Source organism: Aeromicrobium sp. EU05-FHT14F07, from assembly GCF_058790455.1.
The window spans coordinates 111090-135090 of sequence record NZ_JBYTCR010000009.1; the positions used below are offsets into that span (position 1 = coordinate 111090).

Below are 24001 nucleotides of genomic sequence, written 5' to 3' on the forward strand. Positions count from 1 at the left end.
GAAGGCCCATGAGCATCGAGGTCGCAGGCGTCAGCAAGCGGTTCGGCGACTTCGTCGCGCTCGACGACGTCGACCTGTCGATCCCCACCGGCCAGCTCACCGCCCTGCTCGGCCCGAGCGGTGGCGGCAAGACGACGCTGCTGCGGATCATCGCCGGCCTCGAGACCGCCGACTCCGGCTCGGTCGTGATCGAGGGCGCCGACACCACGGGCGTGCCGGTGCAGAAGCGCAACGTCGGGTTCGTGTTCCAGCACTACGCCGCGTTCAAGCACCTCAGCGTGCGACGCAACGTCGCCTTCGGCCTGGAGATCCGCAAGCGCCCGAAGGCCGAGGTCGAGGCGAAGGTCGACGAGCTGCTGCGGCTCGTGCACCTCGAGCAGTTCGCCGACCGTCGCCCGTCGCAGCTGTCCGGCGGTCAGCGCCAGCGCATGGCGCTGGCCCGCGCGCTCGCCATCGAGCCGTCGGTGCTGCTGCTCGACGAGCCGTTCGGTGCGCTGGACGCCAAGGTCCGCAAGGAGCTGCGGGACTGGCTGCGCCGCCTGCACGACGAGATGCACGTGACCACGGTCTTCGTCACGCACGACCAGGAGGAGGCCCTGGAGGTCGCCGACTCCATCGTGGTGATCAACGACGGCCGCATCGAGCAGGTCGGCACCCCCGACGACCTCTACGACAAGCCGGCGAGCGACTTCGTGCTCTCCTTCCTCGGTCCGGTGACGACGCTCGGCGACCACCTCGTCCGCCCGCACGACATCGAGATCTCGCGGTACGAGCAGGCGGCGGTCACGGTCGGCACGATCACCCGCTGGACGCGGATCGGGTTCGAGGTGCGCCTGGAGGTCACGCCCGAGGACGCCCGCCAGCCGGGCCCGGTCCTGGTGAGCCTCACCCGCACGGACGCGACGGCGCTCGGGCTGCACGAGGGCGACCGGGTGTGGCTGCGGCTGCGACCCGGCGCCTCCTGAGCCGCAGCGGCGCTGCCACCAGCGCCCCGGCCGCGGTGAGGCCGGCGGCGGCGGCGAACGCCGCCGCGTGCCCGGGACCGTCGACGAGGGCCCCCGCCAGCGCGGACCCGAGGGCCTGACCGAGCACGAGCACGACGAACAGGAGTGCCGTCCCCGACGCCGCGCGCCCGGGGTCGACGTCGAGCGTCCACGCGATCAGCGCGCCCGTCGCGGCGACGAAGCCCCAGCCGAACACCGCGCACGCGACGACGGCGACGACCGCGGAGCCGGACCCCACTCCGAGCGTCAGCGTCGCGACGGCGGTGACGGCGGCCGTGAGCACCCAGGCGCTCCGCGGACCCCGGCGGCCCAGCCGGCCGGCGGTGGCGACGACGGCGGTGCCGCCCACGCCCAGCGCGATCCAGGCGACCACCGACGTCGTCGTCCCCGCCCCTGCGTCGAGCACGACGACCCGGCCGTAGCTCCAGACCGCGGCCGATCCGGCGCCGAGGAGCAGGCTCGCCACCACCACCTTCCGGTGGCCCCACCACCAGGAGCGCGGCAGCGCCGGGCCCGGCGCGCGGCCGGCGTCCGTGCCGCCCCGTGCGGCCACCAGCACGAGCGCCGCCACGGCGAGCGTGAGCACGCCCGACCAGGCCCACGCCGCGCGCCAGTCCGGGAGCAGCGTGAGGGCCAGCACGCCGGCCGCGACGAGACCGGGCCCGGTGCCCGCGTTGACCGCCGCCTGCGCGGACGGGTCGCCCGCGACGACCGGGTCGCGTCGCAGGATCTCCACGAGCGCCGGCGAGACGACCCCGGCGCCCACCGAGGCGACGACGGCGAGGGCGGCGAACGTCGTGGCGTCCGGCGCGACGGCGAGACCGAGAGCGCCTCCCCCCGCGGTCAGCGCGGCGACCACCACGAGGGTCCGCGCCCGTCGGCCGGCGAGCACCAGCCCCAGCAGCGCGCCGAGGCAGTAGGCGAGCGAGGCGCCGCTGGACACCAGGCCCGCCGCCGAGGCGCTGAGTCCCAGCTCGTCCTGGACGTCGGGCAGGTACAGCCCGGTCGCGAGCCTGACGAGCCCGTAGGTGGCGGCCACGAGGGCGAGCCCGCCCGGCACGAGAAGACCTGATAACGAAAACGTACGTTTCACTTTCGTGAGTCTAGGCTGCGACCATGGCCCTGCGCACCTCGACGGAGACCCGGCTGCTCGACGCCGCGGACGAGCTCTTCTTCACCGGTGGCGTCGCGGCCACCCCGGTCGACGCGGTCCTGGGCCGCGCCGGCGTCTCGGCCGCCACGCTCTACCGCGGCTTCGCGAGCAAGGAGGCGCTGCTCGCGGCAGCGCTCGAGCGTCGCCATCGGGCCTGGACGCGGACCTGGGACGACGCGGTCGCGCAGCAGACGACCCCGCAGGCCCGGCTGCTGGCGGTCTTCGACGCGCTCGAGACGTTCCGCGACGGACCCTCGGGCTCCCGGTGGTGCGCGTTCCTCGGGACCGCTGCCGAGCACGCCTCCCCGCCACCGGAGCTCGCGGCCGCTCTCCGGCTCGAGACCGACCACCTGCGCCACCGGCTGGTCGACCTCGCCGAGGAGGTGGCGCCGGGTCGCGGGGAGCAGCTCGGCGAGCAGCTCCTCCTCGTGGTCACCGGCGACCTCGCGATGCGCCTGCGCACCCCTGGACGGAGCACCGACGTCGCCCGGGCCGTCGCCACCACGCTCGTCCGCGCGGCCTGAGCCGACCGGCGCCCTCCTCCGCGTCAGGCCGTGCGGCGCTGGGCCAGCAGACCGACGAGGAAGATCAGGAGTCCGGCGACGGCCAGCGCGGCACCGACCAGGCTCGGGGCGCGGTACCCGTAGCCGGCGGCGATGACGACGCCCCCCAGCCAGGCACCCAGCCCGTTGGCGATGTTGAGCGCGGAGTGGTTGAGCGCCGCGCCCAGCATCTGCGCGTCGCCCGCGGCGTCCATGAGGCGGATCTGCAGGCCGATGGCCACGAGGCTGCCCAGCGCGCCGATCGCGAAGATCCCGAGAGCGGCGGGCACCACGAGGCCCGCGGTCTGGTGGAAGACGACGAGCACCGCGACCGTCGCCACGAAGCCCCAGATCACGAGCCGTGGGACGTCCCAGTCGGCGAGGGGGCCGGCCAGCCACGACCCGAGCACCGAGCCGATGCCGAAGGCCAGGAGGAACCACGGGATCGAGGAGTCCGAGAGGCCGGTGACGTCGGTGACGATCGGCGCCACGTAGCTGTACATGGCGAAGAGCCCGCCGAAGCCCACCATGCCGGCAGAGACGGCGAACAGCACCTGCGGACGCCTGAGCGCCGACAGCTCGCCCCGGATGCTGGCCGTGCGGTCGGCGGCCTGGTGCGGCACGAAGAGCAGCATCATCGCCGCGGCCAGCACCGCCAGCACGACCACGGCCCAGTAGGCGGCCCGCCAGCCGAGCTCCTGGCCGAGCCAGGTGGCGGCCGGCACGCCGGCCACGGTCGCGACGGACAGGCCGAGCATGACGCGGCTGACCGCACGGCCCCGGCGGTGCGCCGGCACCAGCGAGGCGGCCAGCAGCGAGGCGACGCCGAAGTACGCGCCGTGCGGGAGGCCGGCGAGGAAGCGTGCGGCGAGCACGGGCACGTACCCGCTCGCGAGCGCGGTGACCGCGTTGCCGACGCCCAGCGCGAGGATCAGGCCGACCGCCAGCTCGCGGCGCGGGAGCCGTGCACCGAGGGCCACGATGACGGGTGCACCGACCACGACCCCGAAGGCGTACGCCGTGATGACGTGGCCCGTGGTCGGGATCGACTCGTCGATGCCGACGGCGATCTCCTTGAGCAGGCCCATCGTGACGAACTCGGTGGTGCCGATCGCGAAGCCGCCGAGCGCGAGGGCGATGATCGCCAGCCCCACGTGCGCGGCACGCGGGGTGGTCGTCTCAGACGGGGCCAGGTCGACGGAAGAAGTCACGTGAAGAGCCAAGCACCGACCCTCGGCGTGTTGTTCCCGGTGTGGGCGACGTCATGGAGCGAGCACCCGCCGGACTAGGCCACGATGCTGCGCAGCAGGGCAGCCACGCGACGGCCCAGGAGGGTCGCCGCCTCCTGTGCTGCGTCGTCGCCTCGGGACGCCGCGACGAGGGCCTGCTCGAAGAGGCCGTCGACGGCCGCGTACGCCGTCGCCTCGTCGACGAGGGCCTGTCCCGCTCCCAGCTCGACGGCGCGGGCGACGATGCGTCCCACCATGGCCTGGAGCAGCAGGTCGATGTCGCGCACGTCCTCGCGCAGACCCGGTTCGAAGATGCTCTGCGTGCGCAGGTCGTACCAGAGGCGGTGCAGCGCGGCGTCGTCGAGCAGCGTGCGACTCATGATGGCCACGACGTCGTCGACCAGTCCCTGGGGGGTCGTGGCGGAGGCGACCGCGTCGTCGTAGCGCCGCGAGCAGATCGTCTTGTAGTGGCGCACGCAGAAGGTGATGAGCTCGATCTTGTCGTGGAAGTAGTAGTGCACGACCCCGTGGCTGAAGGGCGAGTTCGCCGCGATCTCCCGCAGGCCCGTCCGGGCGTAGCCGAGGTCGCCGAGCGTGCGCAGCGCCGACTCCGCCAGCTCGAGCCGGCGCTGCTCGACCTTGTCGACCCGCGTCGTGAGCACCATGCCGCACCTCCGTCCCCCGGCAGTGTACGCGTCGGAGGACTCGTCTGGACAGTCGTCAAGAAAAATCTTGACAACTGTCCAGAGCGTCCGTGAGTGTGTCCTGCATCACCCCGCAACCACAGGAGCAGACATGACGACACTCGACCTCACCGGGCGCACGTGCCTGGTGACCGGAGGGGCCCAGGGCCTCGGACAGGGCATGGCCCAGGCGCTCGCCGCGGCAGGAGGCCGCGTGGTCGTCGCCGACGTGCAGACCGACGCCGGCCGTGCCACGGCGGAGGCCCTGGGCGACGGCCACGGCTTCGTCGAGCTCGACGTCACCGACGAGTCCGCCTGGGAGGCGGCGGTCGCGTCCGTCGTGCGCGACCACGGCGGGCTCGACGTGCTGGTCAACAACGCCGGCATCGAGATCACCAGCCTCGTGACCGAGATCGACCCGGTCGACGTCCGGCGGATGCTCGACGTCAACGTCCTGGGGACCCTGCTCGGCGTGAAGCACGGGCTCCGGGCCATGGGGCCGCAGGGCGCCGCCGGCCGTGGCGGTTCGATCATCAACGTCTCGTCGGTCGCCGCGACCATCGCGTTCCCCGGCATCGCGGGCTACTCGGCCACGAAGTCCGCGGTGGACCGCCTGACCCGGGTGGCCGCCATGGAGGCCGGCAAGCTCGGACTGGGCGTCCGGGTCAACTGCATCTACCCCGGCCTCGTGCCGACGGCGATGGGAGCGAGCCTCGCCAGCGACGTCGCCGACCTCGGGCTCTTCGAGTCGCCCGAGGCCGCCGTCGCCGCCGTGGTCGACCTGACCCCGGCCGGCCGGCTGGGCGAGGTGGCCGACATGGCCGACGCCGTGGTCTTCCTGGCCTCGGACGCAGCGCGGTTCATCACGGGCGCAGGTCTGCCCGTCGACGGCGGAATGGGGATGTGACATGACGACGAAGCCCGTGGTGGTCTACGGAGCGTCCGGCTACACCGGTCGCCTGGTCTGCGAGTACCTCCGCGAGTACGGCGTGCCCTTCGTGGCGGCCGGGCGGAGCGAGGAGACGCTGCACGCGTCGATGGAGTCCCACGTGGCCGGCATCGAGACCGCCGACTACGAGGTGGTCGAGGTCGAGCACGACGTCGCCTCCCTGACCCGACTCTTCCAGGGGGCCCAGGTCGTGCTCAACACGGTGGGCCCGTTCAGCGAGCTGGGTCCGGCCGTGGTCGAGGCCTGCCTCGCCGCCGGGACGCACTACACCGACACGACGGGCGAGCAGGACTGGCTCATCACGTGCGACGAGACCTACGGCGCCGACTTCGCCGCCGCCGGGCTGCTGCTCTCCCCCGGCCTCGCCCAGATGTACACGACCGGCGAGATCGCGGCCCAGCTGTGCCTCGAGACCCCCGGCCTGGACACGCTCGACATCGCCGTGTTCTGGGGCGGCAGCCCGACGATCGCCTCGACGCGCACCATCCTCGTCAACGCCGCCACGTCGGCCGCCCACTACCTGGAGCAGAACGTCTACGTGCCGTTCGACCCCGCCCAGGGGCTCGTCCCGCTGGTCGTCCCCGGGCAGCACGAGCTGGCTCAGTCACTGCCCTGGGGCGGCACGTCGCACCCGGTCTGGTTCAGGCGCGACCCGCGCGTGGCCAGCTGCAAGGCGCAGGGCGGGGTGTTCAACGCCGCCCTGATGCACGGTGTGCCGCAGATCGTGGCGGGCGCGCTCGAGGCGACGAAGGACATGGCCCCCGAGGAGCGCGACGCCGCCCTGACGGCGACGGCGCGGCAGGTCATGGACACGATGCCGCCCCGCGAGAACCCGCGGGTGAACAAGTCGTTGGACTCCGTCCACGCCTCGGGGCCGCTCGGCCGCGCCCACTGCGTGATCCACGGCAACAGCAACTACAAGCAGACCGGCCTGCTGCAGGCCTACGCGGCCTACTCGCTGCTCCAGACGCCTCCCCGGCGGGCTGGTTTCGCCAGCGGCTGCCAGGCGTTCGGACATCGAGAGCTCCTCGGCGTCCTGCGCTCGTTCGGGCTCGTCGCCGCGCCCCGGCTCACGGTGCAGGAGGCGTGACGTGCGCCTGGTCGACTACCTCGACAAGGGGATCTCGGTGGCAGCCGACCAGGCGTGCCTGACGACCGGGGAGGAGTCGCTGACCTACCGCGAGGCCGGCGACCTCTCCGGTCGGATCGCGTCGGCGCTCGTGGCACGGGGCGTCGAGCCCGGTGCCAGCGTCGCGATCCTCTCGGCGAACGATCCCGTCGCCTTCGCGACGGTCTTCGGCATCAGCAGGGCGGGTGCCGTCTGGTGCCCCGTCAACCCCCGCAACGAGGCGGCGGAGAACCGCGAGCTGCTCGAACGCTTCGACTGTGAGGTGCTGGTCCACCAGGCCGCCTTCACCGGCCTGGTCGACGCCATCGCCCCCGACCTGCCCGGCCTGCACACGATCGTGTGCCTCGACGGGGAGCGGGACGGTTCCCACCCGTGGGCGGACTTCCTCGCCGGCGGCCAGGAACCCGTCGATCGGCACGAGCCCGACGACATCGCGATGATCGTCGGCACGGGTGGGACCACGGGACGTCCCAAGGGCGTGGTGCTCACGCACCAGAACCTCGAGACGATGACCGCGCTGACCCTCATGGGCTACCCGATCGGCGAGCGGCCCGTCTACCTCGCCGTCGCCCCCCTCACCCACGCGGCCGGCGTCCTCTGCTTCCCGATGCTCGTCAGCGGCGGGGAGATCGTCATCGCGCGCACCCCGGACGTGGACGCGATCCTCGACCTCGTCCCGCGGCACGGGGTCACGCACCTGTTCCTCCCACCGACGCTGGTCTACATGCTGCTGGACGCCCCGGCGCTCGACACGACGGACCTCTCGTCGCTGCGCTGCTTCTGGTACGGAGCCGCCCCCATGTCGGTGGCGCGGCTGACCGAGGCGATCGATCGGGTCGGACCGGTGATGGCCCAGCTGTTCGGACAGACCGAGGCACCCATGATGCTGACGATGCTGCCCCCGGACGAGCACGTGGACGAGGACGGCGCGCCGATCCCGTCACGGCTCTCGTCCGCCGGCCGCGCGGCGCCGCTCGTCACGCTCGCGATCGTCGACGAGCAGGGAGTGCACCAGCCGACCGGCGAGCGAGGCGAGATCGTCGTGCGCTCGTCGCTCGTCATGCGGGGCTACTACCGCGACCCCGAGGCGACGGCGGCCGCGACGATCGACGGCTGGCACCGCACCGGCGACATCGGCTACCTCGACGAGGAGCGGTACCTGCACATCGTCGACCGGGCGAAGGACATGATCATCACCGGCGGCTTCAACGTGTACTCGGCGGAGGTGGAGCAGGCCCTGATGCGGCATCCCGCCGTGCAGGACTGCGCCGTGGTCGGACGTCCCGACGAGCGGTGGGGCGAGCGCGTCGTCGCCGTCGTGCAGCTGCGTCCGGGGCGCGTCGTCGACCCGTCGGAGCTGCGGTCCTTCGTCCGGGCGGAGATCGGCGGCGTGAAGGCCCCGAAGGAGCTGCACCTGTGGGACGACCTGCCGCGCTCCAAGGTCGGCAAGGTGGTCAAGCCCGACGTGCGGGCACGCCTCGACGCGGACCCGGCCACGCCGGGCTGACGACGCACGAGCGCCCCCACCGGTGCCGGTGGGGGCGCTCGTCGTGGTGGTGCGGGGTCAGACGCTGAGCGAGTCGAGGACCTCGTTGAGGGTGCTCGAGGGACGCATGACCTTCTCGGCCTTCTCGTCCGACGGGCGGTAGTAGCCGCCGATGTCGACGGGCGAGCCCTGGACGGCGAGCAGCTCGTCGACGATCGTCTGCTCGTTGCTGCGCAGCGCACCGGCGACGTCGGCGAACGCGGAGGCCAGCTCGGCGTCCTCGGTCTGCTTCGCCAGCTCCTCGGCCCAGTACAGGGCGAGGTAGAAGTGGCTGCCGCGGTTGTCGATCGTGCCGAGCCTGCGGCCCGGCGAGCGGTTCTCGTCGAGGAAGGTGCCGGTGGCACGGTCGAGCGTGTCGGCCAGCACCTGCGCGCGGGCGTTGCCGGCCGTGGTGGCCAGGTGCTCGAAGCTCGCCGCCAGCGCGAAGAACTCGCCGAGGCTGTCCCAGCGCAGGTAGTTCTCCTTCACGAGCTGCTGCACGTGCTTGGGCGCGGAGCCGCCCGCGCCGGTCTCGAAGAGTCCGCCGCCGTTGATGAGCGGGACGATCGAGAGCATCTTCGCGCTCGTGCCCAGCTCCAGGATCGGGAAGAGGTCGGTGTTGTAGTCGCGCAGGACGTTGCCGGTGACGCTGATGGTGTCCTCGCCGCGACGGATGCGCTCCACCGAGTAGGTGGTCGCCTCGGCCGGGGCCATGATCTCGATCGTCAGGCCGTCGGTGTCGAGCTCGGGCAGGTAGGCGTTGACCTTGGCGATGAGGTTCGCGTCGTGGGCGCGGGTCTCGTCGAGCCAGAAGACGGCCGGAGCGCCGGTGGCACGGGCCCGCGTGACGGCGAGCTCGATCCAGTTGCGGATCGGCACGTCCTTGGTCTGGCAGGCGCGCCAGATGTCGTGCGGCTCGACGTCGTGCTCGAGGAGCACGTCGCCGGACGCGGCGACGACCTGCACGGTGCCGGCGGTCTCGATCTCGAAGGTCTTGTCGTGGCTGCCGTACTCCTCGGCCGCCTGCGCCATGAGGCCGACGTTGGGCACGGAGCCCATGGTGGTCGGGTCGTAGGCGCCGTGGGCCTTGCAGTCCTCGACGACGGCCTGGTAGACGCCGGCGTAGCTGGAGTCGGGGATGACGGCGAGGGTGTCGTGCTCCTGTCCGTCCGCGCCCCACATGTGGCCCGACGTGCGGATCATGGCGGGCATCGACGCGTCGACGATGACGTCGCTCGGCACGTGCAGGTTGGTGATGCCCTTGTCGGAGTCGACGTACGCGAGGCGCGGGCCCTCCGCGAGGCGCTGCTCGAACGCGGCCTTGATCTCGGCGCCGTTCGGGAGGGCGTCGAGGCCGGAGAGGATGCCGCCCAGGCCGTCGTTGGCGCTGAGGCCCGCGCTCGCGAGGTCGTCGCCGTACTGCGCGAAGACGTCGGCGAAGTAGGCGCGCACGACGTGACCGAAGATGATCGGGTCGGAGACCTTCATCATGGTGGCCTTGAGGTGCACCGAGAAGAGGACGTCGAGGTCCTGCGCCCGCTGTACCTGCTCGGCCAGGAAGGCGTCGAGGGCGGCGGCTCGCAGGACGGTCGCGTCGACGACCTCGCCGGCGAGGACCTTCAGGCCGTCCTTGAGCACGGTGGTGGTGCCGTCGGTCGCGACGTGCTGGATGGTGAGCGTGTCGTCGGCGTCGAGGACGACGGACTTCTCGTTGGAGCGGAAGTCGTCGGCGCCCATGGTGGCGACCTCGGTCTTGGAGTCGCTGCTCCAGGCGCCCATCGAGTGCGGGTTCCTGCGGGCGTAGGCCTTGACCGACGCGGGGGCGCGGCGGTCGGAGTTGCCCTCGCGGAGCACCGGGTTGACGGCGCTGCCCTTGACCTTGTCGTAGCGGGCCTGGGTGTCGCGCTCCGCGTCGGTCGTGGGGTTGTCGGGGTACGCGGGGAGGTCGAAGCCCTGCTCCTGCAGCTCCTTGACCGCGGCCTTGAGCTGCGGGATGGAGGCGCTGATGTTGGGCAGCTTGATGATGTTGGCCTCGGGCGTCTTCGCCAGCGCGCCGAGCTCGGCGAGCGCGTCGTCGACCTTCTGGTCGGCGGGGAGCACGTCGGCGAACGCGGCCAGGATGCGACCGGACAGCGAGATGTCGCGGGTCTCGACCTCGACGCCGGCCGTCGAGGCGAAGGCCTCGATGACGGGGAGGAACGAGTAGGTCGCCAGCAGCGGGGCCTCGTCGGTGTGCGTGTAGATGATCTTGGCCATCGCGGGCCACTCCTCAGGGTCGACCGAAAGTCTCTCGACCTCAAGATATCCCGTGCGAGCCGCGTCACCACATCGGCCCGGCGGGGGTGCCGGGCCGGGGGCGGCGGACAGCCCGGCGGGGGTGCCGGGCCCCACCCCTGACGCAGCACGGCGGAGCGCCCGACGGGGGGCGCCGGGCCTCACCCTTGACGCAGCACGGCGCTCCGGTCGCGGAGTCGGCGTTCTCGGGGGACGGTGGAGGGACACCGACGCCCGAGGAGTGACCATGACGCACGAGATCCCCCAGCCCGACGACGGCACCGCCATCGCGACCGCGCCGACGCCCGAGGCGCAGCAGGGCTCGACGACGGAGACCGGCGCGCCCGCCGTCTCGGACCGCAACAGCCTGACGCTCGGCGCGGACGGCCCGATCCTGCTGCACGACCGGCACCTGCTGGAGCAGATGGCGCACTTCAACCGGGAGCGGGTGCCGGAGCGCAACGTGCACGCGAAGGGTTCCGGCGCGTTCGGCACGTTCGTGACGACCGAGGACGTGTCGGCCTACACGAAGGCGGCGCTGTTCCAGCCGGGCGTCGAGACGGAGATGCTCGCGCGGTTCTCGACCGTGGCGGGTGAGCACGGCTCGCCGGACACGTGGCGCGACCCGCGCGGGTTCGCGCTGAAGTTCTACACGACGGAGGGCAACTACAACCTCGTCGGCAACAACACGCCGGTCTTCTTCGTGCGCGACACGATGAAGTTCCAGCACTTCATCCGCAGCCAGAAGCGGCGTGGCGCGAACGGCCTGCGCGACAACCACATGCAGTGGGACTTCTGGTCGCTGAACCCGGAGTCGGCGCACCAGGTGACCTACCTGATGGGCGACCGGGGCATCCCGCGCTCGTACCGGCACATGAACGGCTACGGCTCGCACACGTTCCTGTGGATCAACGCTGCCGGCGACAAGCACTGGGTCAAGTACCACTTCCACAGCCAGCAGGGCGTGCAGGGACTGACCGGTGAGGACGCCGACCGCATCGCGGGCCACGACGCCGACTTCCACCGACGCGACCTGTTCGAGTCGATCGAGCGCGGCGACTTCCCGTCGTGGCGGCTGTCGGTCCAGCTGATGCCGTACGAGGACGCGAGGACCTACCGGCTCAACCCGTTCGACCTCACGAAGGTGTGGCCGCACGAGGACTACCCCCTCGTCGAGGTGGGCACGATGACGCTGGACCGGAACCCGGAGAACTTCTTCGCCGAGATCGAGCAGGCGGCGTTCGAGCCGTCGGCCGTCGTACCCGGCATCGGCTTCAGCCCGGACAAGATGCTGCTGGGCCGCGTCTTCTCCTACTCCGACACCCAGCGCTACCGCATCGGCCCGAACTACCACCAGCTGCCGGTGAACCGGCCGAAGAACGTGCAGCACCACAACACGTACACGTTCGACGGACCGATGGCGTACGACCACAGCGGCGACCAGCCGGTGTACGCCCCGAACAGCGAGGGTCGCGGCTACAGCGATGAGGTGGGAGTGGTCGAGGACGGGTGGGAGGCCGACGGGCCGATGATCCGTCAGGCGTACACGCTGCGCCCGGACGACGACGACTTCAGCCAGGCCGGTGCGCTCGTGCGCGAGGTCTGGGACGACGCCCAGCGCGAGCGCTTCGTCGAGACGGTCGCCGGGCACCTGCTCGGCGGCGTGACCGGCGAGGTGCTGGAGCGCGCCCTCGACTACTGGCGTCACGTCGACGAGGCGACCGCGAAGCAGATCGAGGAGCTCGTGCGCGCGGGCCTGGGAGGCGACAACCCGGGCGGCGAGGACGACCAGGCCAAGGAGCTCGTGGCGAACGCGCTCGTGGAGACGCGGACGCACGCCGGCTGACCGAGGACCGTCGGCCGGCAGCGGCCCGCCCGCGTGCGCGCGGGTGGGCCGCTGCGTTACGTTCGTCACAGACCCCGCCCGACCCTTCCTCCCACAAGGAGCACCCCGACGTGACCAGCCCCGTCAAGGTCGCCGTCACCGGCGCCGCCGGCCAGATCGGCTACAGCCTGCTCTTCCGCCTCGCCTCCGGCGACCTGCTCGGACCCGACACTCCGGTGCAGCTGCGGCTGCTCGAGATCACGCCCGCCCTGAAGGCCCTGGAGGGCGTCGTGATGGAGCTGGACGACTGCGCGTTCCCCACGCTGCACTCGGTCGAGATCGGCGACGACCCGCGCGAGGTCTTCGACGGGGTGAACCTGGCCCTGCTCGTCGGCGCCCGCCCCCGGACGAAGGGGATGGAGCGCGGCGACCTCCTCGAGGCGAACGGCGCGATCTTCACGGCGCAGGGCCGGGCCCTCAACGACGTCGCGGCCGACGACGTGCGGGTCGGGGTCACCGGCAACCCGGCGAACACGAACGCGCTGATCGCGCTGAGCAACGCGCCCGACATCCCGGCGGAGCGGTTCAGCGCGCTCACCCGGCTCGACCACAACCGGGCCATCAGCCAGCTGGCCGCCAGGACCGGCAGCGCGGTGGCCGACATCCGGCGCATGACCATCTGGGGCAACCACTCGGCCACCCAGTACCCCGACCTCTTCCACGCCGAGATCGGTGGCCGCAACGCGGCCGAGGTCGTGGACGACCAGGCGTGGATCGAAGACGTCTTCATCCCGACGGTCGCCAAGCGCGGCGCGGCGATCATCGAGGCGCGCGGCGCGTCATCGGCGGCGAGCGCGGCGTCGGCGACGATCGACGCGGCCCGCGACTGGCTGCAGGGCTCCCCCGACGGCGACTGGGTGTCGATGGCGGTGCGCTCGGACGGCTCCTACGGCATCCCCGAGGGTCTCGTGTACTCGTACCCCGTCACGACGCGCGACGGCGACTGGTCGATCGTGCAGGACCTCGAGATCGACGAGTTCAGCCGGTCCCGGATGGACGCGACGGCGGCCGAGCTCGTCGAGGAGCGCGACGCGGTGACGGCGCTCGGTCTCGTCTGAGCCCGCGACACCGCCCCCTCCCCCTCGGCGGCGAGGAACTGCTCAGCCCAGCCGCGCCCGGACCCGGGCGGCGCCGGTGATGGCCAGACCGGCCCGGCGTCCGGCGTAGGCGCTGGTGACCGACGCCCGGTACTCCAGCGTCGTCGCCGTGCCGTGGCGACCGTAGTAGCGGTTGTACCAGCCGGTGAGCGTGGGGCTGGTGAGGCCGGACGGCGTCCCGACGCCGACCTCGCGGATGGGCAGGCCGAGCGCGTCGGCGAGTCGTCGCTCCCACCCTCGGTCCTTGCCGGTGCGCACCACGACGCCGAACGGCTGGTGGACCGACGCGATGTAGTCGGGACGCTTGCGACGCAGGAACGCCGCGACGGCCTTCGTCTCGCGCTCGCTCGCCGCACGCGGACCACCCCAGGTGCGGGAGCCCTTGCCGCTCGACCGGTAGCCGCTCGTGCCCCAGTTGCGGTTGAGGTCGACACCGCGGGCGTTGGTGCGGGTGCCGCGGGCGTTGCCGTCGGGGTTCATCGTCGGGATGACCCAGATCTCGCTGCCCTTCGTGGGCTTGACGTTGCGGCGGACCCAGTCGGCGGTCTGCAGGCCGGCCTTCTCGTCGCCGTGCATCTGTCCGAGCACGACGAGCGTGCGCCGCTGCGTCGTGTGCGACCAGCCGCGGTAGTACCCCATGATCGTGCGCCCCTGCACGGTCGTGCCGAGGACGGCGCTGCGCGTGATGAGCTTCGGTGTCGGCTGGGGCTTCGGCGTCGGCTTGGGGGTGGCGGTCGGCTTCGGCGTGGGCGACGCGGTGGGTGTCGGCGACGCCGTCGGGCTGGGGCTCGGACTGGGGCTCGCGCTCGGCGTCGGCGAGACGGTCGGGCCGGGACTGGGCGTGGGGCTCGTCGTCGACGTCGCCTCGACCGCGGGCTCGGACGGGTCCGGGACGTCACGTCCGAGGGCGGACGCCGCCGACGTCGCGAGCGCGGTGCCGCCGAGCGACAGGACCGTCACGAGGACCAGGGACCGGACCGGGCCGCGCCCGACGACGTGCTTCATCGCCCCACGGTAGGCCCCCGCGGACCGCCGCGCGCGGCGACGCACGCACTCGCGTCACGGCGACCGACACAGGTCAGGCCGGCGGGCCCGGAGGCACGACGAGCGCCAGGACCGCCAGGCTCACGCCGAGCAGCGTCAGCCAGACGATGTCGAAGGTGCGCCCCCGCACCCGCAGCATGCCGACGTGGTCCTGCGGCACCACCGCGCGGGCGACACCGCCGAGCGCGAAGGTGACACCGACGACGAGCAGACCGACGCGCCAGTGCCCCAGGCCCACCAGGCCCAGCCCGACGGCGACGCCGACGAGCAGGCAGAGGTAGATCTGCGACCCGCGGCTCCGCGGGACGACCGGGCTCACGGGGCGTCCGCGACGCGCTTCTCGGCCTCGTCCACCACGTTGCTCAGGAGCATCGCGCGCGTCATCGGACCGACCCCGCCCGGGTTCGGGGCGACCCAGCCGGCGACGTCGTGGACGCCCGGGTGCAGGTCGCCGACGATCTTGCCGGCGTCGTCACGGCTCACGCCGACGTCGAGCAGGGCTGCGCCGGGCTTGACCATGTCGGGCGTGATGATGCCCGGGACGCCCGCCGCGGCGATGACGATGTCGGCCCGTCTCACCTCGGCCGCCAGGTCGCGCGTGCCGGTGTGGCAGAGCGTGACGGTCGCGTTCTCGCTCCGGCGGGTGAGCAGGAGCCCCATGGGCCGGCCGACGGTGATGCCTCGACCGACGACCACGACGTGCGCACCGGCGATCTGCACGTCGTGGCGGCGCAGCAGCTCGACGATGCCGCGCGGCGTGCACGGCAGCGGCGCCGGCTCGCCGAGCACGAGCCAGCCGAGGTTCGTCGGGTGCAGGCCGTCGGCGTCCTTGGCCGGGTCGATGCGCCCGATCACGGCGTTCTCGTCGATGCCACGGGGCAGCGGCAGCTGGACGATGTAGAGGGTGCAGGCAGGATCGGCGTTGAGCCGGTCGACGGCCGCCTCGACCTCGGCCTGCGTGGCCGTGGCCGGCAGGTCGACCCGGATCGACTCGATGCCGATCTCCGCGCAGTCGCGGTGCTTCGCGTCGACGTACCACCGGCTGCCCGGGTCGTCGCCGACGAGGATCGTGCCGAGGCCCGGGACCAGCCCGCGCTCGCGCAGGGCCGCGACGCGACCGGTGAGCTCCGTCTTGATGGCCGCGGCCACCGCCTTGCCGTCCAGGATCTGCGCCGTCACGACGTCGAGTCTGTCACGCGACAGGCCCGCGGCGACAGGAGGCCCGGCGCCCGCAGGCCCCCTACACTCGGCCACGGGGAGGCCCCGACGACGGACGACGTCGCGGTGATTCGGACTCGCGTCACGGGACGCGACGTGGAGAGGTGGACATGACGACGCGTGCGCAGCTGTCGCAGGAGCGCAGTCGACTGCGGAGGGACGAGCTGCTGACGGCAGCCATCTCGCTCTTCGCCGAGGGTGGCGCCCGGGCGGTGACGCACCGCGCCGTGGCTCGCCGCGCCGGACTTCCGCCGGCCACCACCACCTACTACTTCGCCTCCATCGAGGACCTCCTCCGCGAGGCGCTCCGCGAGCACATCGCACGCTGGCGCAGCACGCTGGCCTCGCTCGCCGGGCTCGAGACGCCGCCCGAGAACGTCGACCTCGACTCGGTCGCCCCGACCTTCGAGGCCGTGTTCGCGGTGCGCGGTCCGGAGGCTGCGGCGGTCGAGCTGTCGATCTACCTGGCCTCCACCCACGATCCCGCCCTGCGCGAGGAGGCCGGCGACGCGCTCCGCGACCTCGAGGGCCTCATCGCGCTCTGGCTCTCGATCCTCGGTGTCACCGACACGTCCAGGCTGGCACCGACGGTGCTCACCCTCATCGTCGGCACGGCCATGCGGCGTCAGGCACGTCTGTACTCCGAGCAGGAGGAGGCGGCCCAGCTGGACTGGGCGATCCGCGGCCTCGTGGCGGCCGAGCTGGCCGGCCCCGACGGTGTTGCCCAGATCGTCAGCGAGAAGTTGAAGTCTTGACTACGCTGAGCAAGTTCACCAGGGGGCCCCGCACGTGAGAGACAGAGGACCATGCCTGAGGCACTATCCGGAGGCCGCGCACGTCTGAGCCAGGAGCGGAGCCGAGTGCGACGCGAGCAGCTCGTCGCCGCCGCCGCGAAGCTCTTCGAGGAGGGCGGCACGAAGGCCGTCACCCACCGATCCGTCAGCGAGGCCGCGCAGGTCCCGCTCGCGACGGTCTCGTACTACTTCGCCTCGATCGACCAGCTGGTCGACGTCATGTTCGGGGAGGCGCTGACCCACTGGACCGACGAGTGGGCCGCGCTCGTGCCCGAGGCCGGGACGAGCCTCTCGGCCGAGGAGGCCGCGGACCGGTTCATCGCCCCGATGCGCACCCTCTCCCCCGACCGACCGTCGCACTACCTCAACGTCTACCTGGCGGCGCTCGCCCGACCGCACCTGCTGGAGGCCGTCCACGCCATGCGCGACGCCTGCTTCGGCAACCAGGTCGCGATCCTCGCCGCCACCGGCGTGCCCGACCCGGTGGAGGTCACCCGGGGCGCCAGCCTGCTCTACTCCGGGGCGCTCGTGGCCGCCGCCGATCGCGAGATCGGCCTCGACGGAGTGCTCTTGCTGCTGCAGTCCCACGTGGTCGAGCTCGTGCGACGCGCGCTGCCGCAGCAGGCCTGACGACGGTCCTGCGTCCGCAGGTGCCGAGCGGTGGATCTGCCACGTCCTGGGCGCCGTCCAGGTGGCTGATCCACCGCGGCGCCGCGTGACGGTGCACGAGTCGCGGCAGGCGGGTCAGCGAGCCTGCTTGACCCACCTGCTCCAGTCGTCCTGCGGCGCGTAGCCGCACGCGCGCCACAGGCCACGGCCCTCCTCGTTGTCGTCGAGGACCATGGCGCAGAAGCGCTCGGCCCCGAGCCGTCGGAGACGCTCCTCGGCGAGGGCCAGCATGCGACGACCGAGGCCGCGACCGCGCCACCCGGGGTCGACGGCGAGGCGGTACAGGTTGGCGCGCCAGCCGTCCCACCCGCCGATGACCGTGGCGACGACCCGCCCGTCCGCCTCGGCGACCAGGACCGCCTCAGGGTCGTGCCGGATCAGGGCGTGCACGAGGTCAGGACGGTCGTCCGGCCGGGACCCGTTCTCGCCCGCTCGGGACCAGAACTCCAGGAGGTCGGTCACGTCGTCCGTGGTGGCGTTCCGCACGCTCACGTCGTCCATGGGCCGACCCTTTCACGACCCCGTCGAGGATCCTCCAGCACGTTCCCGTGAGCCGTCGCGCGTGGACTCAGTGGAAGAAGTGCCGGGTCCCGGTGACGTACATCGTGACGCCCGCGGCCTGCGCCGCCGCGATGGTCTCGTCGTCGCGCACCGAGCCGCCGGGCTGGACGATGGCCCGCACCCCGGCGTCGATGAGGATCTGCGGCCCGTCGGCGAACGGGAAGAAGGCGTCCGAGGCCGCCACGGAGCCGCGGGCACGGTCCTCGCCGGCCCGCTCGACGGCCAGACGGCAGGAGTCGACCCGGTTGACCTGACCCATGCCGATGCCGACGGACGCGCCGTCGTGGGCCAGCAGGATGGCGTTCGACTTGACCGCGCGCACGGCGGTCCAGGCGAAGGCGAGGTCGGCGAGCGTGGCCTCGTCGGCCGGCTCCCCGGCGACGAGCGTCCAGCCGGACACGTCGTCACCCGGCGCGTCGACCAGGTCGCGCTGCTGGGCGAGCGCACCGCCGGAGATCTCGCGCACCTCGTGCGTGGCGCGGTCGGCACCCTCGGCACGCAGGATGCGGATGTTCTTCTTGCCCTGGAGCACCTCGACGGCGCCCGGCTCGTAGTCGGGTGCGACGACGACCTCGGTGAAGACCTCGGCGACCTGCTCGGCCATCGCGACCGAGACGGGCCGGTTGGTGGCGATGACGCCACCGAACGCCGAGACCGGGTCGCAGGCGTGCGCACGGGCGTGGGCCTCGGCCACGTCGGCGCCGACGGCGATGCCGCACGGGTTGGCGTGCTTGATGATCGCCACCGCGGGCGCGTCGTGGTCGTAGGCGGCGCGGCGCGCTGCGTCGGTGTCGACGTAGTTGTTGTAGCTCATCTCCTTGCCGTGCAGCTGCTCGGCGGCGGCCAGCCCCCCGGTGCCGTCGCTGTACAGCGCCGCGCCCTGGTGCGGGTTCTCCCCGTAGCGCAGGACGGCCTGGCGCTGCAGCGCCGTGCCCGCGAAGGCAGGCCAGTCACCGTCGGCCGAGCCCTCCCCCGCGCCACCGGCGGCGAACCACTCGGCGACGGCCACGTCGTACGCGGCCGTGTGCGCGAACGCCTGGGCGGCGAGCCGGCGACGCTGCTCCAGCGTGAAGCCGCCGGCCGCCAGCGCGGCCTCGACGTCGCCGTACGCGTCGGGCGACGTCACGATGGCGACGCTCGGGTGGTTCTTCGCGGCCGCCCGCACCATCGACGGGCCGCCGATGTCGATCTGCTCCACGCACTCGTCGGGGGTCGCACCCGAGGCGACCGTCTCGCGGAACGGGTAGAGGTTGACCACGACGAGGTCGAACGGCTCGACGCCGAGCTCGGAGAGCTGCGCCACGTGGTCCTCGAGCCTCGTGTCGGCGAGGATCCCCGCGTGCACGCGCGGGTGGAGCGTCTTCACGCGACCGTCGAGGCACTCGGGGAAGCCGGTCACCTCCTCCACGGGCGTCACCGGCACGCCGGCGGCCTCGATGGTCCGGGCCGTCGAGCCCGTCGAGACGAGGGAGACGCCGGCCGCGTGCAGCGCCCGGGCCAGGTCCTCCAGACCGGTCTTGTCGTACACCGAGACGAGGGCGCGCTGGATCGGTCGTGTGCTCATGCGGGGTCTCCGAGCGTGAGGGTGCGGTCGGTCAGGGTGAAGCCGCGCCGGGCCAGCTCGCCGACGGAGTCGACGAGCATGCGGCGCTCGCTGGTCTTGATGCGTTCGTGGAGGGAGGCGACGTCGTCGTCGGGCAGCACCGGCACCGCCACCTGGGCGACGATCGGGCCGGTGTCGACGCCGGCGTCGACGACGAACAGGGTCGCGCCGGTGATCTTCACGCCGTACTCCAGCGCGTCGCGGGGCCCGTGCATGCCCGGGAAGGACGGCGACAGGGCGGGGTGGGTGTTCAGCGTCCGCCCCCCGAAGCGCCCGAGGAAGTGCGGGCCGGCCAGCTTCATGAAGCCGGCGAGGACGACCAGGTCGGGCTCGTGCGCCGCCACCTGCTCGGTGAGGGCGACGTCCCAGGCCTCCCGGTCCGGGTGGTCCGCGAGCCTCACGACGAACGTCGGGATCGCGGCCCGCTCGGCCCGCGCCAGCCCCTCGATGCCGTCGCGGTCGGCACCGACGGCGACGACCTCGGCCCCGTAGGCCGGGTCAGCCGTCGCGTCGATCAGCGCCTGGAGGTTGGTGCCGGAGCCGGAGACGAGGACGACGAGACGGGCGCGCGTCGGCGTCGGGCTCGGGCTCGGGGCGGAGGGCACGGGCGTCACGATAGTGCGCCGCGAGGGCGCCGAGCGCACCGCCCACGGCCATCGCGGGGACGGCGACCAGCAGGGGCGTCAGGGCGGGCGGCCCGGCGTCGGCCAGCCGCCCAGGGCCGACCGCGCCGCCGGACGCACCGACCAGCACGCCGACGACCACGCCACCGGCCGCGCCCGCGGCGAGGCCGAGCAGGCTGCGCCCCAGCACCGGTCGGTCGGACAGCCCGAAGGGCGCCTCGGCACCGGCGCGCACGGTCCAGCCGGCGACGAGACCGGCGAGCACCGGGACGAGTCCCAGCACGACTACCCAGTCGTCGAAGGTCCCGGGCGACGGCAGCGCGGCCAGCACCGGCAGCCCCGGGACGGGGCCGAGCTGCGCGCCGGCGAGGTCGACGGACGTCTGCGTCCCCAGCACGAAGCCGGGGCCGAGGAGCACCGACGCGGTCCAGGCGACCATGGTCGGCACCGCGAGCAGGCAGATCGCGGCCAGCGCGGGCGTGCCGGCAGCGCCCGGGTCGAGCAGCGCCCACAGCTGTCCGGCGCGCTCGACGTGGCGCACCAGCAGCGTCACCACCACGACGCCCGCGGCGGCCAGCAGCACGGCGGCGCCGCGTGCACCGGCGACGACCGCTCCGCGCACCTCCGGACGACGCCACGGCGCGGGCCAGAGGTCACCGGCTCGTCCGTGGTGCATCGTCGCACCCAGCGCCGCCGACACCCCGCTCACGACGAAGACCGCCGCCGCCGCGCGGGCCGGGTTGACGACGATGTCGGGCGTGCTCGAGACGCTGGCGAGGACGGCGGCCAGCACGCCGCTGGTGCCGGCCACGGTGGCCGCGAACGCCCCCGGGGAGTCGACCGGGGCCGGGGTCATCGCTCGCGCGACCCGCGCCGTCAGAGCACCGCAGAGCAGCACGCCGCCGAGCGGCACGAGGCCCAGCGTCGTGCCCTGCAGCTCGATCCCCGCACCCTGCAGCACGAGCCAGGACCGGGCGCCGGTGCGCAGCGCCGACACCACCCCGACCCCGGCGAGGAGGGCCACGCCGGACCCGACGACGAGCGCGACGAGCGCCGAGACCCCGGCAGTGAGCACACCTGGGCGCAGGGGCGGGGTCGTGACGGTCGAGTTCACCCGACCATCCTCCCGGTAAGGTCATGACGTTCCGACCAGCCACGCCGACATCCCCGAGGAGGCAGCTCGATGACCCGCGCCGACGAGTTCACGAGCTTCTACGAGGCCACCTCCGCCACCTGCCTGCGTGCCGTGTACGCCATGTCCGGCGACCGTCAGGTGGCCCAGGAGGCGACGGTCGACGCGTACCGCCGGGCCTGGCGCAACTGGACGAAGATCCGTCAGCGCGACCCGCTCGCCTACGTGCGGACGGAGGCGTGGAAGCTCACGGCGGTCAGCCGCGGCACCCACCCGCTGCGTCGTCGCCACGAGGAGGACGCCGACACCGCGCTGCTCGACGCGCTGCACGACCTCCCCGTCGACGACCGCCGGCTGATCGTGCTCCTGACGCTCGGCGACACCGACCTCGACCAGGCCTCGCGCGAGGTGGGGGTCGGGGCCGAGGAGGGCATCGAGGTCGTCACGACCGCGCTCGACGGCCTCGAACGACGGCTGGGGCTCTCCCTCGAGGAGCTCGAGACCCGGCTGAAGGCGCTCGGGTCGGTCACCGGTCAGCTGAGCATGCCCGCTGCCGACGAGGTGCGTGCGACCGCGCGCCGCGGCGGCCAGCGCAACACGGTGCTGCTGGTGGCCGCGGCCGTGCTGGCGGTCCTCGCCGGCGGCCTGGTGGCGACCGACGGCGACGCGCTCGCGACGCAGACCGAGCTGCCGTACCGCGAGAAACTGGGCGCCGAGCGACCCGACCTCGTCCTCGAGGCCCGCGAGATCACCGCCGACAACCTCCTGACCACCCGCCAGGTGGCTGGCATCGACGTCACCCGCCGCTGGGCCTCCGAGGGCACCGACGAGGACCCGACCAACACCACCCCCTACGCGACCTGCCCGCCGCAGCGCTACGCCGACCCCGACCCGCTGCGCGTCTTCGTCCGCACGTTCACGGCGAGCGGTGGCGACGACGACCGCGTGGCGGAGTCCATCGAGGTCTCGCGCAACGACGCCGCCGCGGCGAAGGCGTACGAGACGACGCTCGGCTGGTACGCCGGCTGCAGCCACCCGAGGGTCCAGCTCGTCGGGTCGTTCGTGGTCAAGCGCCCGTTCGGCGACTTCCAGATCCTGCGACTGCGCTCGCACCGGTCACCGCAGAAGGTCTTCACCGTCGGGCTCGCCCACTCCGGCCGCGTCACGAGCACGCTCGTGCACGAGCGGACCGGCGACGCCGGGCCGGACATCGACGCCTTCGCCACCACCCTCAACGCCTCGATCCAGCGGGTCTGCCGCGACAGCGGCGGTCGCTGCAGCGACGACATCGAGGTCGTCGACGCCCTGCCGCCCAAGACGTCGGGCGCACCCGGGTTCCTCGACACGGTCGACCTGCCGCCGGTGGCCGACATCGACAAGGTCTGGTCGGGCACCAAGCCGCTGCAGACCCGGAACAACCCGGCAGCCACGCAGTGCGGCGACGCCAGCTTCCGTCGCAAGGGCCTGGACAGCACCGCGTCGCGCGTGTTCGTCATCCCCGACGCCGTGGGCGTCCCCGCCGAGTTCGGCGTGACCGAGACGGTCGGCACCTACGACGAGGACGGCCAGGCTCGCAGCCTCGCCGACGACATCGCGCAGGACATCGACGACTGCCCCGACGAGAACCTCTCGGCCAAGGTCGGCCAGCGCAGCACGATCAAGGGCGACGGGTTCTCGGGCCGCTCCTGGCGGATCAGCGCGGAGGTCTCCGACGGCAAGCGTCAGGTGATCCGCACGGGGGTCGTGCGCCGCGGCAAGGCCGTCGCCCAGGTCACCATGACGCCGGTCGGCGACTACGACGTCGACCAGCGGGCCTGGGAGTCGCTCGTGCGCCGCGCCGGTGAGCGCCTCGCCTACGCCGAGGACCGCTGAGCCGCTCCGTCCCGAGCGGGATGCCGGCGCACCCGTGCCTCCTCGACGCCCCGCAACGTGCCCGGGCCCCGACCTCACGAGGAGGTCGGGGCCCGGGCATGGCGGACGCGAGCGTCAGCCGTTGAGGATCTCGCGCATCAGGGCGGCGGTCTCGGACGGCGTCTTGCCGACCTTGACGCCGGCGGCCTCGAGGGCCTCCTTCTTGCCCTGCGCCGTGCCCGCGCCGTCGGAGACGATGGCGCCGGCGTGGCCCATCGTCTTGCCCTCGGGCGCGGTGAAGCCGGCCACGTAGCCGACGACCGGCTTGGTGACGTTCGCCTGGATGTAGGCGGCCGCCTTCTCCTCCGCGTCGCCACCGATCTCGCCGATCATGACGATCGCCTTCGTCTCGGGGTCGTTCTCGAAGGCCTCGAGCGCGTCGATGTGCGTGGTGCCGATGATCGGGTCGCCACCGATGCCGATGGCGGTCGAGAAGCCGAAGTCGCGCAGCTCGAACATCATCTGGTAGGTCAGCGTGCCCGACTTCGACACCAGGCCGATCGGGCCCTTGCCGGCGATGTTGGCGGGCGTGATGCCGGCCAGCGCCTCACCCGGCGTGATGATGCCGGGGCAGTTCGGGCCGATGATGCGCGTCTTCTTACCCTGGGCGTAGGCCCAGAACTCGGCGGAGTCCTGGACCGGCACGCCCTCGGTGATGATGACGAGCAGACCGATCTCGGCGTCGATGGCCTCGATCACGGCGTCCTTGGTGAACGCCGGCGGGACGAACGCGACGGACACGTCGGCGCCCGTCTTCTCGATGGCCTCGGAGACCGAGCCGAAGACGGGCAGCTCCACCTCGGCGCCGGAGGCGTCGGTGTGGGTGACGGTCGTGCCGGCCTTGCGGGCGTTGACGCCGCCCACGACGTTGGTGCCGGCCGCCAGCATGCGGGCGGTGTGCTTGGAGCCCTCGCCGCCGGTGATGCCCTGGACGATGACCTTGGAGTCCTTGGTCAGGAAGATCGACATGTCAGCC

At 72.8% G+C, this 24001-nt stretch carries 22 protein-coding genes; 10 read left to right on the forward strand and 12 right to left on the reverse strand.

The genetic code is table 11. From position 1 onward, the window contains the following. The first annotated feature begins 8 nt into the window (after positions 1-8). On the forward strand, positions 9-965 hold the full coding sequence (locus AC3WRM_RS10160) for a sulfate/molybdate ABC transporter ATP-binding protein (protein WP_492248146.1): 957 nt from the start codon (positions 9-11) through the stop codon (positions 963-965). On the opposite strand, the gene AC3WRM_RS10165 is transcribed toward AC3WRM_RS10160, so the two are convergent. After that, a complete protein-coding gene (locus AC3WRM_RS10165) occupies positions 886-2097 on the reverse strand; it encodes an MFS transporter (RefSeq protein WP_492248145.1) in 1212 nt (403 codons plus the stop codon). The two genes, AC3WRM_RS10160 and AC3WRM_RS10165, sit on opposite strands and share 80 nt — an antisense overlap. A 23-nt stretch (positions 2098-2120) precedes the next feature. On the opposite strand from AC3WRM_RS10165, the gene AC3WRM_RS10170 reads away from it, so the two are divergent. Continuing rightward, positions 2121-2681: a TetR/AcrR family transcriptional regulator gene (locus AC3WRM_RS10170; protein WP_492248144.1), complete on the forward strand. Its 561-nt coding sequence runs from the start codon at positions 2121-2123 to the stop codon at positions 2679-2681. Positions 2682-2704: 23 nt separating this feature from the next. Here the strand turns inward: AC3WRM_RS10170 and AC3WRM_RS10175 are convergent, their stop codons facing one another. Then, positions 2705-3910 carry an MFS transporter gene (locus tag AC3WRM_RS10175; RefSeq protein ID WP_492248143.1) on the reverse strand — a complete coding sequence of 402 codons (1206 nt, stop codon included), beginning with the start codon at positions 3908-3910 and terminating at the stop codon, positions 2705-2707. A gap of 74 nt (positions 3911-3984) precedes the next feature. Further along, positions 3985-4593, reverse strand: coding sequence for a TetR/AcrR family transcriptional regulator (locus tag AC3WRM_RS10180; RefSeq protein WP_492248142.1), 609 nt, complete (start codon positions 4591-4593; stop codon positions 3985-3987). A gap of 130 nt (positions 4594-4723) precedes the next feature. On the opposite strand from AC3WRM_RS10180, the gene AC3WRM_RS10185 reads away from it, so the two are divergent. Genes AC3WRM_RS10185 through AC3WRM_RS10195 form a run of 3 tightly spaced genes read left to right on the forward strand, consistent with a single transcriptional unit; the run spans position 4724 to position 8196 of the window. After that, positions 4724-5518 carry an SDR family NAD(P)-dependent oxidoreductase gene (locus tag AC3WRM_RS10185; protein ID WP_492248141.1) on the forward strand — a complete coding sequence of 265 codons (795 nt, stop codon included), beginning with the start codon at positions 4724-4726 and terminating at the stop codon, positions 5516-5518. A 1-nt stretch (position 5519) separates the two neighbouring features. Beyond that, positions 5520-6650: a DUF5938 domain-containing protein gene (locus AC3WRM_RS10190; RefSeq protein WP_492248140.1), complete on the forward strand. Its 1131-nt coding sequence runs from the start codon at positions 5520-5522 to the stop codon at positions 6648-6650. A gap of 1 nt (position 6651) precedes the next feature. Beyond that, positions 6652-8196 (forward strand): AMP-binding protein, encoded by a 1545-nt coding sequence (locus tag AC3WRM_RS10195; RefSeq protein WP_492248139.1) that lies wholly within the window; start codon positions 6652-6654, stop codon positions 8194-8196. A gap of 57 nt (positions 8197-8253) precedes the next feature. Here the strand turns inward: AC3WRM_RS10195 and AC3WRM_RS10200 are convergent, their stop codons facing one another. Beyond that, the gene (locus AC3WRM_RS10200) at positions 8254-10470 is read right to left on the reverse strand and encodes an NADP-dependent isocitrate dehydrogenase (protein WP_492248138.1); all 2217 of its coding nucleotides are present in this window, start codon (positions 10468-10470) and stop codon (positions 8254-8256) included. 265 nt (positions 10471-10735) lie between these two features. Between AC3WRM_RS10200 and AC3WRM_RS10205 the strand changes: the two genes are divergently transcribed. Further along, positions 10736-12334, forward strand: coding sequence for a catalase (locus AC3WRM_RS10205; RefSeq protein ID WP_492248137.1), 1599 nt, complete (start codon positions 10736-10738; stop codon positions 12332-12334). A 110-nt stretch (positions 12335-12444) separates the two neighbouring features. Beyond that, the gene (locus AC3WRM_RS10210) at positions 12445-13431 is read left to right on the forward strand and encodes a malate dehydrogenase (RefSeq protein ID WP_492248136.1); all 987 of its coding nucleotides are present in this window, start codon (positions 12445-12447) and stop codon (positions 13429-13431) included. Positions 13432-13473: 42 nt separating this feature from the next. Here AC3WRM_RS10210 and AC3WRM_RS10215 read toward each other — a convergent pair whose 3' ends face one another. The 3 genes from AC3WRM_RS10215 to AC3WRM_RS10225 form a co-directional block, all read right to left on the reverse strand. Beyond that, the gene (locus tag AC3WRM_RS10215) at positions 13474-14475 is read right to left on the reverse strand and encodes a M14 family zinc carboxypeptidase (protein ID WP_492248135.1); all 1002 of its coding nucleotides are present in this window, start codon (positions 14473-14475) and stop codon (positions 13474-13476) included. A 73-nt stretch (positions 14476-14548) separates the two neighbouring features. Continuing rightward, positions 14549-14833: a DUF3017 domain-containing protein gene (locus AC3WRM_RS10220; protein WP_492248134.1), complete on the reverse strand. Its 285-nt coding sequence runs from the start codon at positions 14831-14833 to the stop codon at positions 14549-14551. Beyond that, positions 14830-15693, reverse strand: coding sequence for a bifunctional methylenetetrahydrofolate dehydrogenase/methenyltetrahydrofolate cyclohydrolase (locus tag AC3WRM_RS10225; protein WP_492248133.1), 864 nt, complete (start codon positions 15691-15693; stop codon positions 14830-14832). The genes AC3WRM_RS10220 and AC3WRM_RS10225 overlap by 4 nt, the downstream gene beginning before the upstream one ends. 149 nt (positions 15694-15842) lie before the next feature. On the opposite strand from AC3WRM_RS10225, the gene AC3WRM_RS10230 reads away from it, so the two are divergent. Beyond that, a complete protein-coding gene (locus tag AC3WRM_RS10230) occupies positions 15843-16487 on the forward strand; it encodes a TetR/AcrR family transcriptional regulator (protein WP_492248132.1) in 645 nt (214 codons plus the stop codon). Between the two features lie 105 nt (positions 16488-16592). Then, a complete protein-coding gene (locus tag AC3WRM_RS10235; RefSeq protein ID WP_492248131.1) occupies positions 16593-17156 on the forward strand; it encodes a TetR/AcrR family transcriptional regulator in 564 nt (187 codons plus the stop codon). A gap of 114 nt (positions 17157-17270) precedes the next feature. On the opposite strand, the gene AC3WRM_RS10240 is transcribed toward AC3WRM_RS10235, so the two are convergent. From AC3WRM_RS10240 to AC3WRM_RS10255, 4 genes are all read right to left on the reverse strand, one after another. After that, complete coding sequence (locus AC3WRM_RS10240) at positions 17271-17696, reverse strand: GNAT family N-acetyltransferase (RefSeq protein WP_492248130.1); 426 nt, start codon at positions 17694-17696, stop codon at positions 17271-17273. Positions 17697-17763: 67 nt separating this feature from the next. Then, positions 17764-19320, reverse strand: coding sequence for a bifunctional phosphoribosylaminoimidazolecarboxamide formyltransferase/IMP cyclohydrolase (purH, locus tag AC3WRM_RS10245; RefSeq protein ID WP_492248129.1), 1557 nt, complete (start codon positions 19318-19320; stop codon positions 17764-17766). Then, positions 19317-19973 carry a phosphoribosylglycinamide formyltransferase gene (gene purN, locus AC3WRM_RS10250; RefSeq protein WP_492248128.1) on the reverse strand — a complete coding sequence of 219 codons (657 nt, stop codon included), beginning with the start codon at positions 19971-19973 and terminating at the stop codon, positions 19317-19319. Before purN ends, purH begins: the two co-directional genes overlap by 4 nt. Next, on the reverse strand, positions 19858-21096 hold the full coding sequence (locus AC3WRM_RS10255; RefSeq protein WP_492248127.1) for a cell division protein PerM: 1239 nt from the start codon (positions 21094-21096) through the stop codon (positions 19858-19860). Before AC3WRM_RS10255 ends, purN begins: the two co-directional genes overlap by 116 nt. Positions 21097-21165: 69 nt before the next feature. Here AC3WRM_RS10255 and AC3WRM_RS10260 point away from each other — a divergent pair, with 69 nt between their 5' ends. Further along, complete coding sequence (locus tag AC3WRM_RS10260) at positions 21166-22986, forward strand: SigE family RNA polymerase sigma factor (protein ID WP_492248126.1); 1821 nt, start codon at positions 21166-21168, stop codon at positions 22984-22986. 114 nt (positions 22987-23100) lie between these two features. Here the strand turns inward: AC3WRM_RS10260 and sucD are convergent, their stop codons facing one another. After that, positions 23101-23994 carry a succinate--CoA ligase subunit alpha gene (gene sucD, locus AC3WRM_RS10265; RefSeq protein ID WP_492248125.1) on the reverse strand — a complete coding sequence of 298 codons (894 nt, stop codon included), beginning with the start codon at positions 23992-23994 and terminating at the stop codon, positions 23101-23103. Positions 23995-24001 lie beyond the last annotated feature (7 nt).

Excerpts from the sequence above, each read along its gene's own strand:
- purH (WP_492248129.1), bottom strand. The coding sequence starts at position 19,320 with ATGAGCACACGACCGATCCAGCGCGCCCTCGTCTCGGTGTACGACAAG.
- AC3WRM_RS10260 (WP_492248126.1), top strand. The coding sequence starts at position 21,166 with ATGACCCGCGCCGACGAGTTCACGAGCTTCTACGAGGCCACCTCCGCC.
- AC3WRM_RS10230 (WP_492248132.1), top strand. The coding sequence starts at position 15,843 with ATGACGACGCGTGCGCAGCTGTCGCAGGAGCGCAGTCGACTGCGGAGG.
- AC3WRM_RS10180 (WP_492248142.1), bottom strand. The coding sequence starts at position 4,593 with ATGGTGCTCACGACGCGGGTCGACAAGGTCGAGCAGCGCCGGCTCGAG.
- AC3WRM_RS10205 (WP_492248137.1), top strand. The coding sequence starts at position 10,736 with ATGACGCACGAGATCCCCCAGCCCGACGACGGCACCGCCATCGCGACC.
- AC3WRM_RS10200 (WP_492248138.1), bottom strand. The coding sequence starts at position 10,470 with ATGGCCAAGATCATCTACACGCACACCGACGAGGCCCCGCTGCTGGCG.
- AC3WRM_RS10190 (WP_492248140.1), top strand. The coding sequence starts at position 5,520 with ATGACGACGAAGCCCGTGGTGGTCTACGGAGCGTCCGGCTACACCGGT.
- AC3WRM_RS10170 (WP_492248144.1), top strand. The coding sequence starts at position 2,121 with ATGGCCCTGCGCACCTCGACGGAGACCCGGCTGCTCGACGCCGCGGAC.
- AC3WRM_RS10215 (WP_492248135.1), bottom strand. The coding sequence starts at position 14,475 with ATGAAGCACGTCGTCGGGCGCGGCCCGGTCCGGTCCCTGGTCCTCGTG.
- AC3WRM_RS10160 (WP_492248146.1), top strand. The coding sequence starts at position 9 with ATGAGCATCGAGGTCGCAGGCGTCAGCAAGCGGTTCGGCGACTTCGTC.
- sucD (WP_492248125.1), bottom strand. The coding sequence starts at position 23,994 with ATGTCGATCTTCCTGACCAAGGACTCCAAGGTCATCGTCCAGGGCATC.
- AC3WRM_RS10240 (WP_492248130.1), bottom strand. The coding sequence starts at position 17,696 with ATGGACGACGTGAGCGTGCGGAACGCCACCACGGACGACGTGACCGAC.
- AC3WRM_RS10185 (WP_492248141.1), top strand. The coding sequence starts at position 4,724 with ATGACGACACTCGACCTCACCGGGCGCACGTGCCTGGTGACCGGAGGG.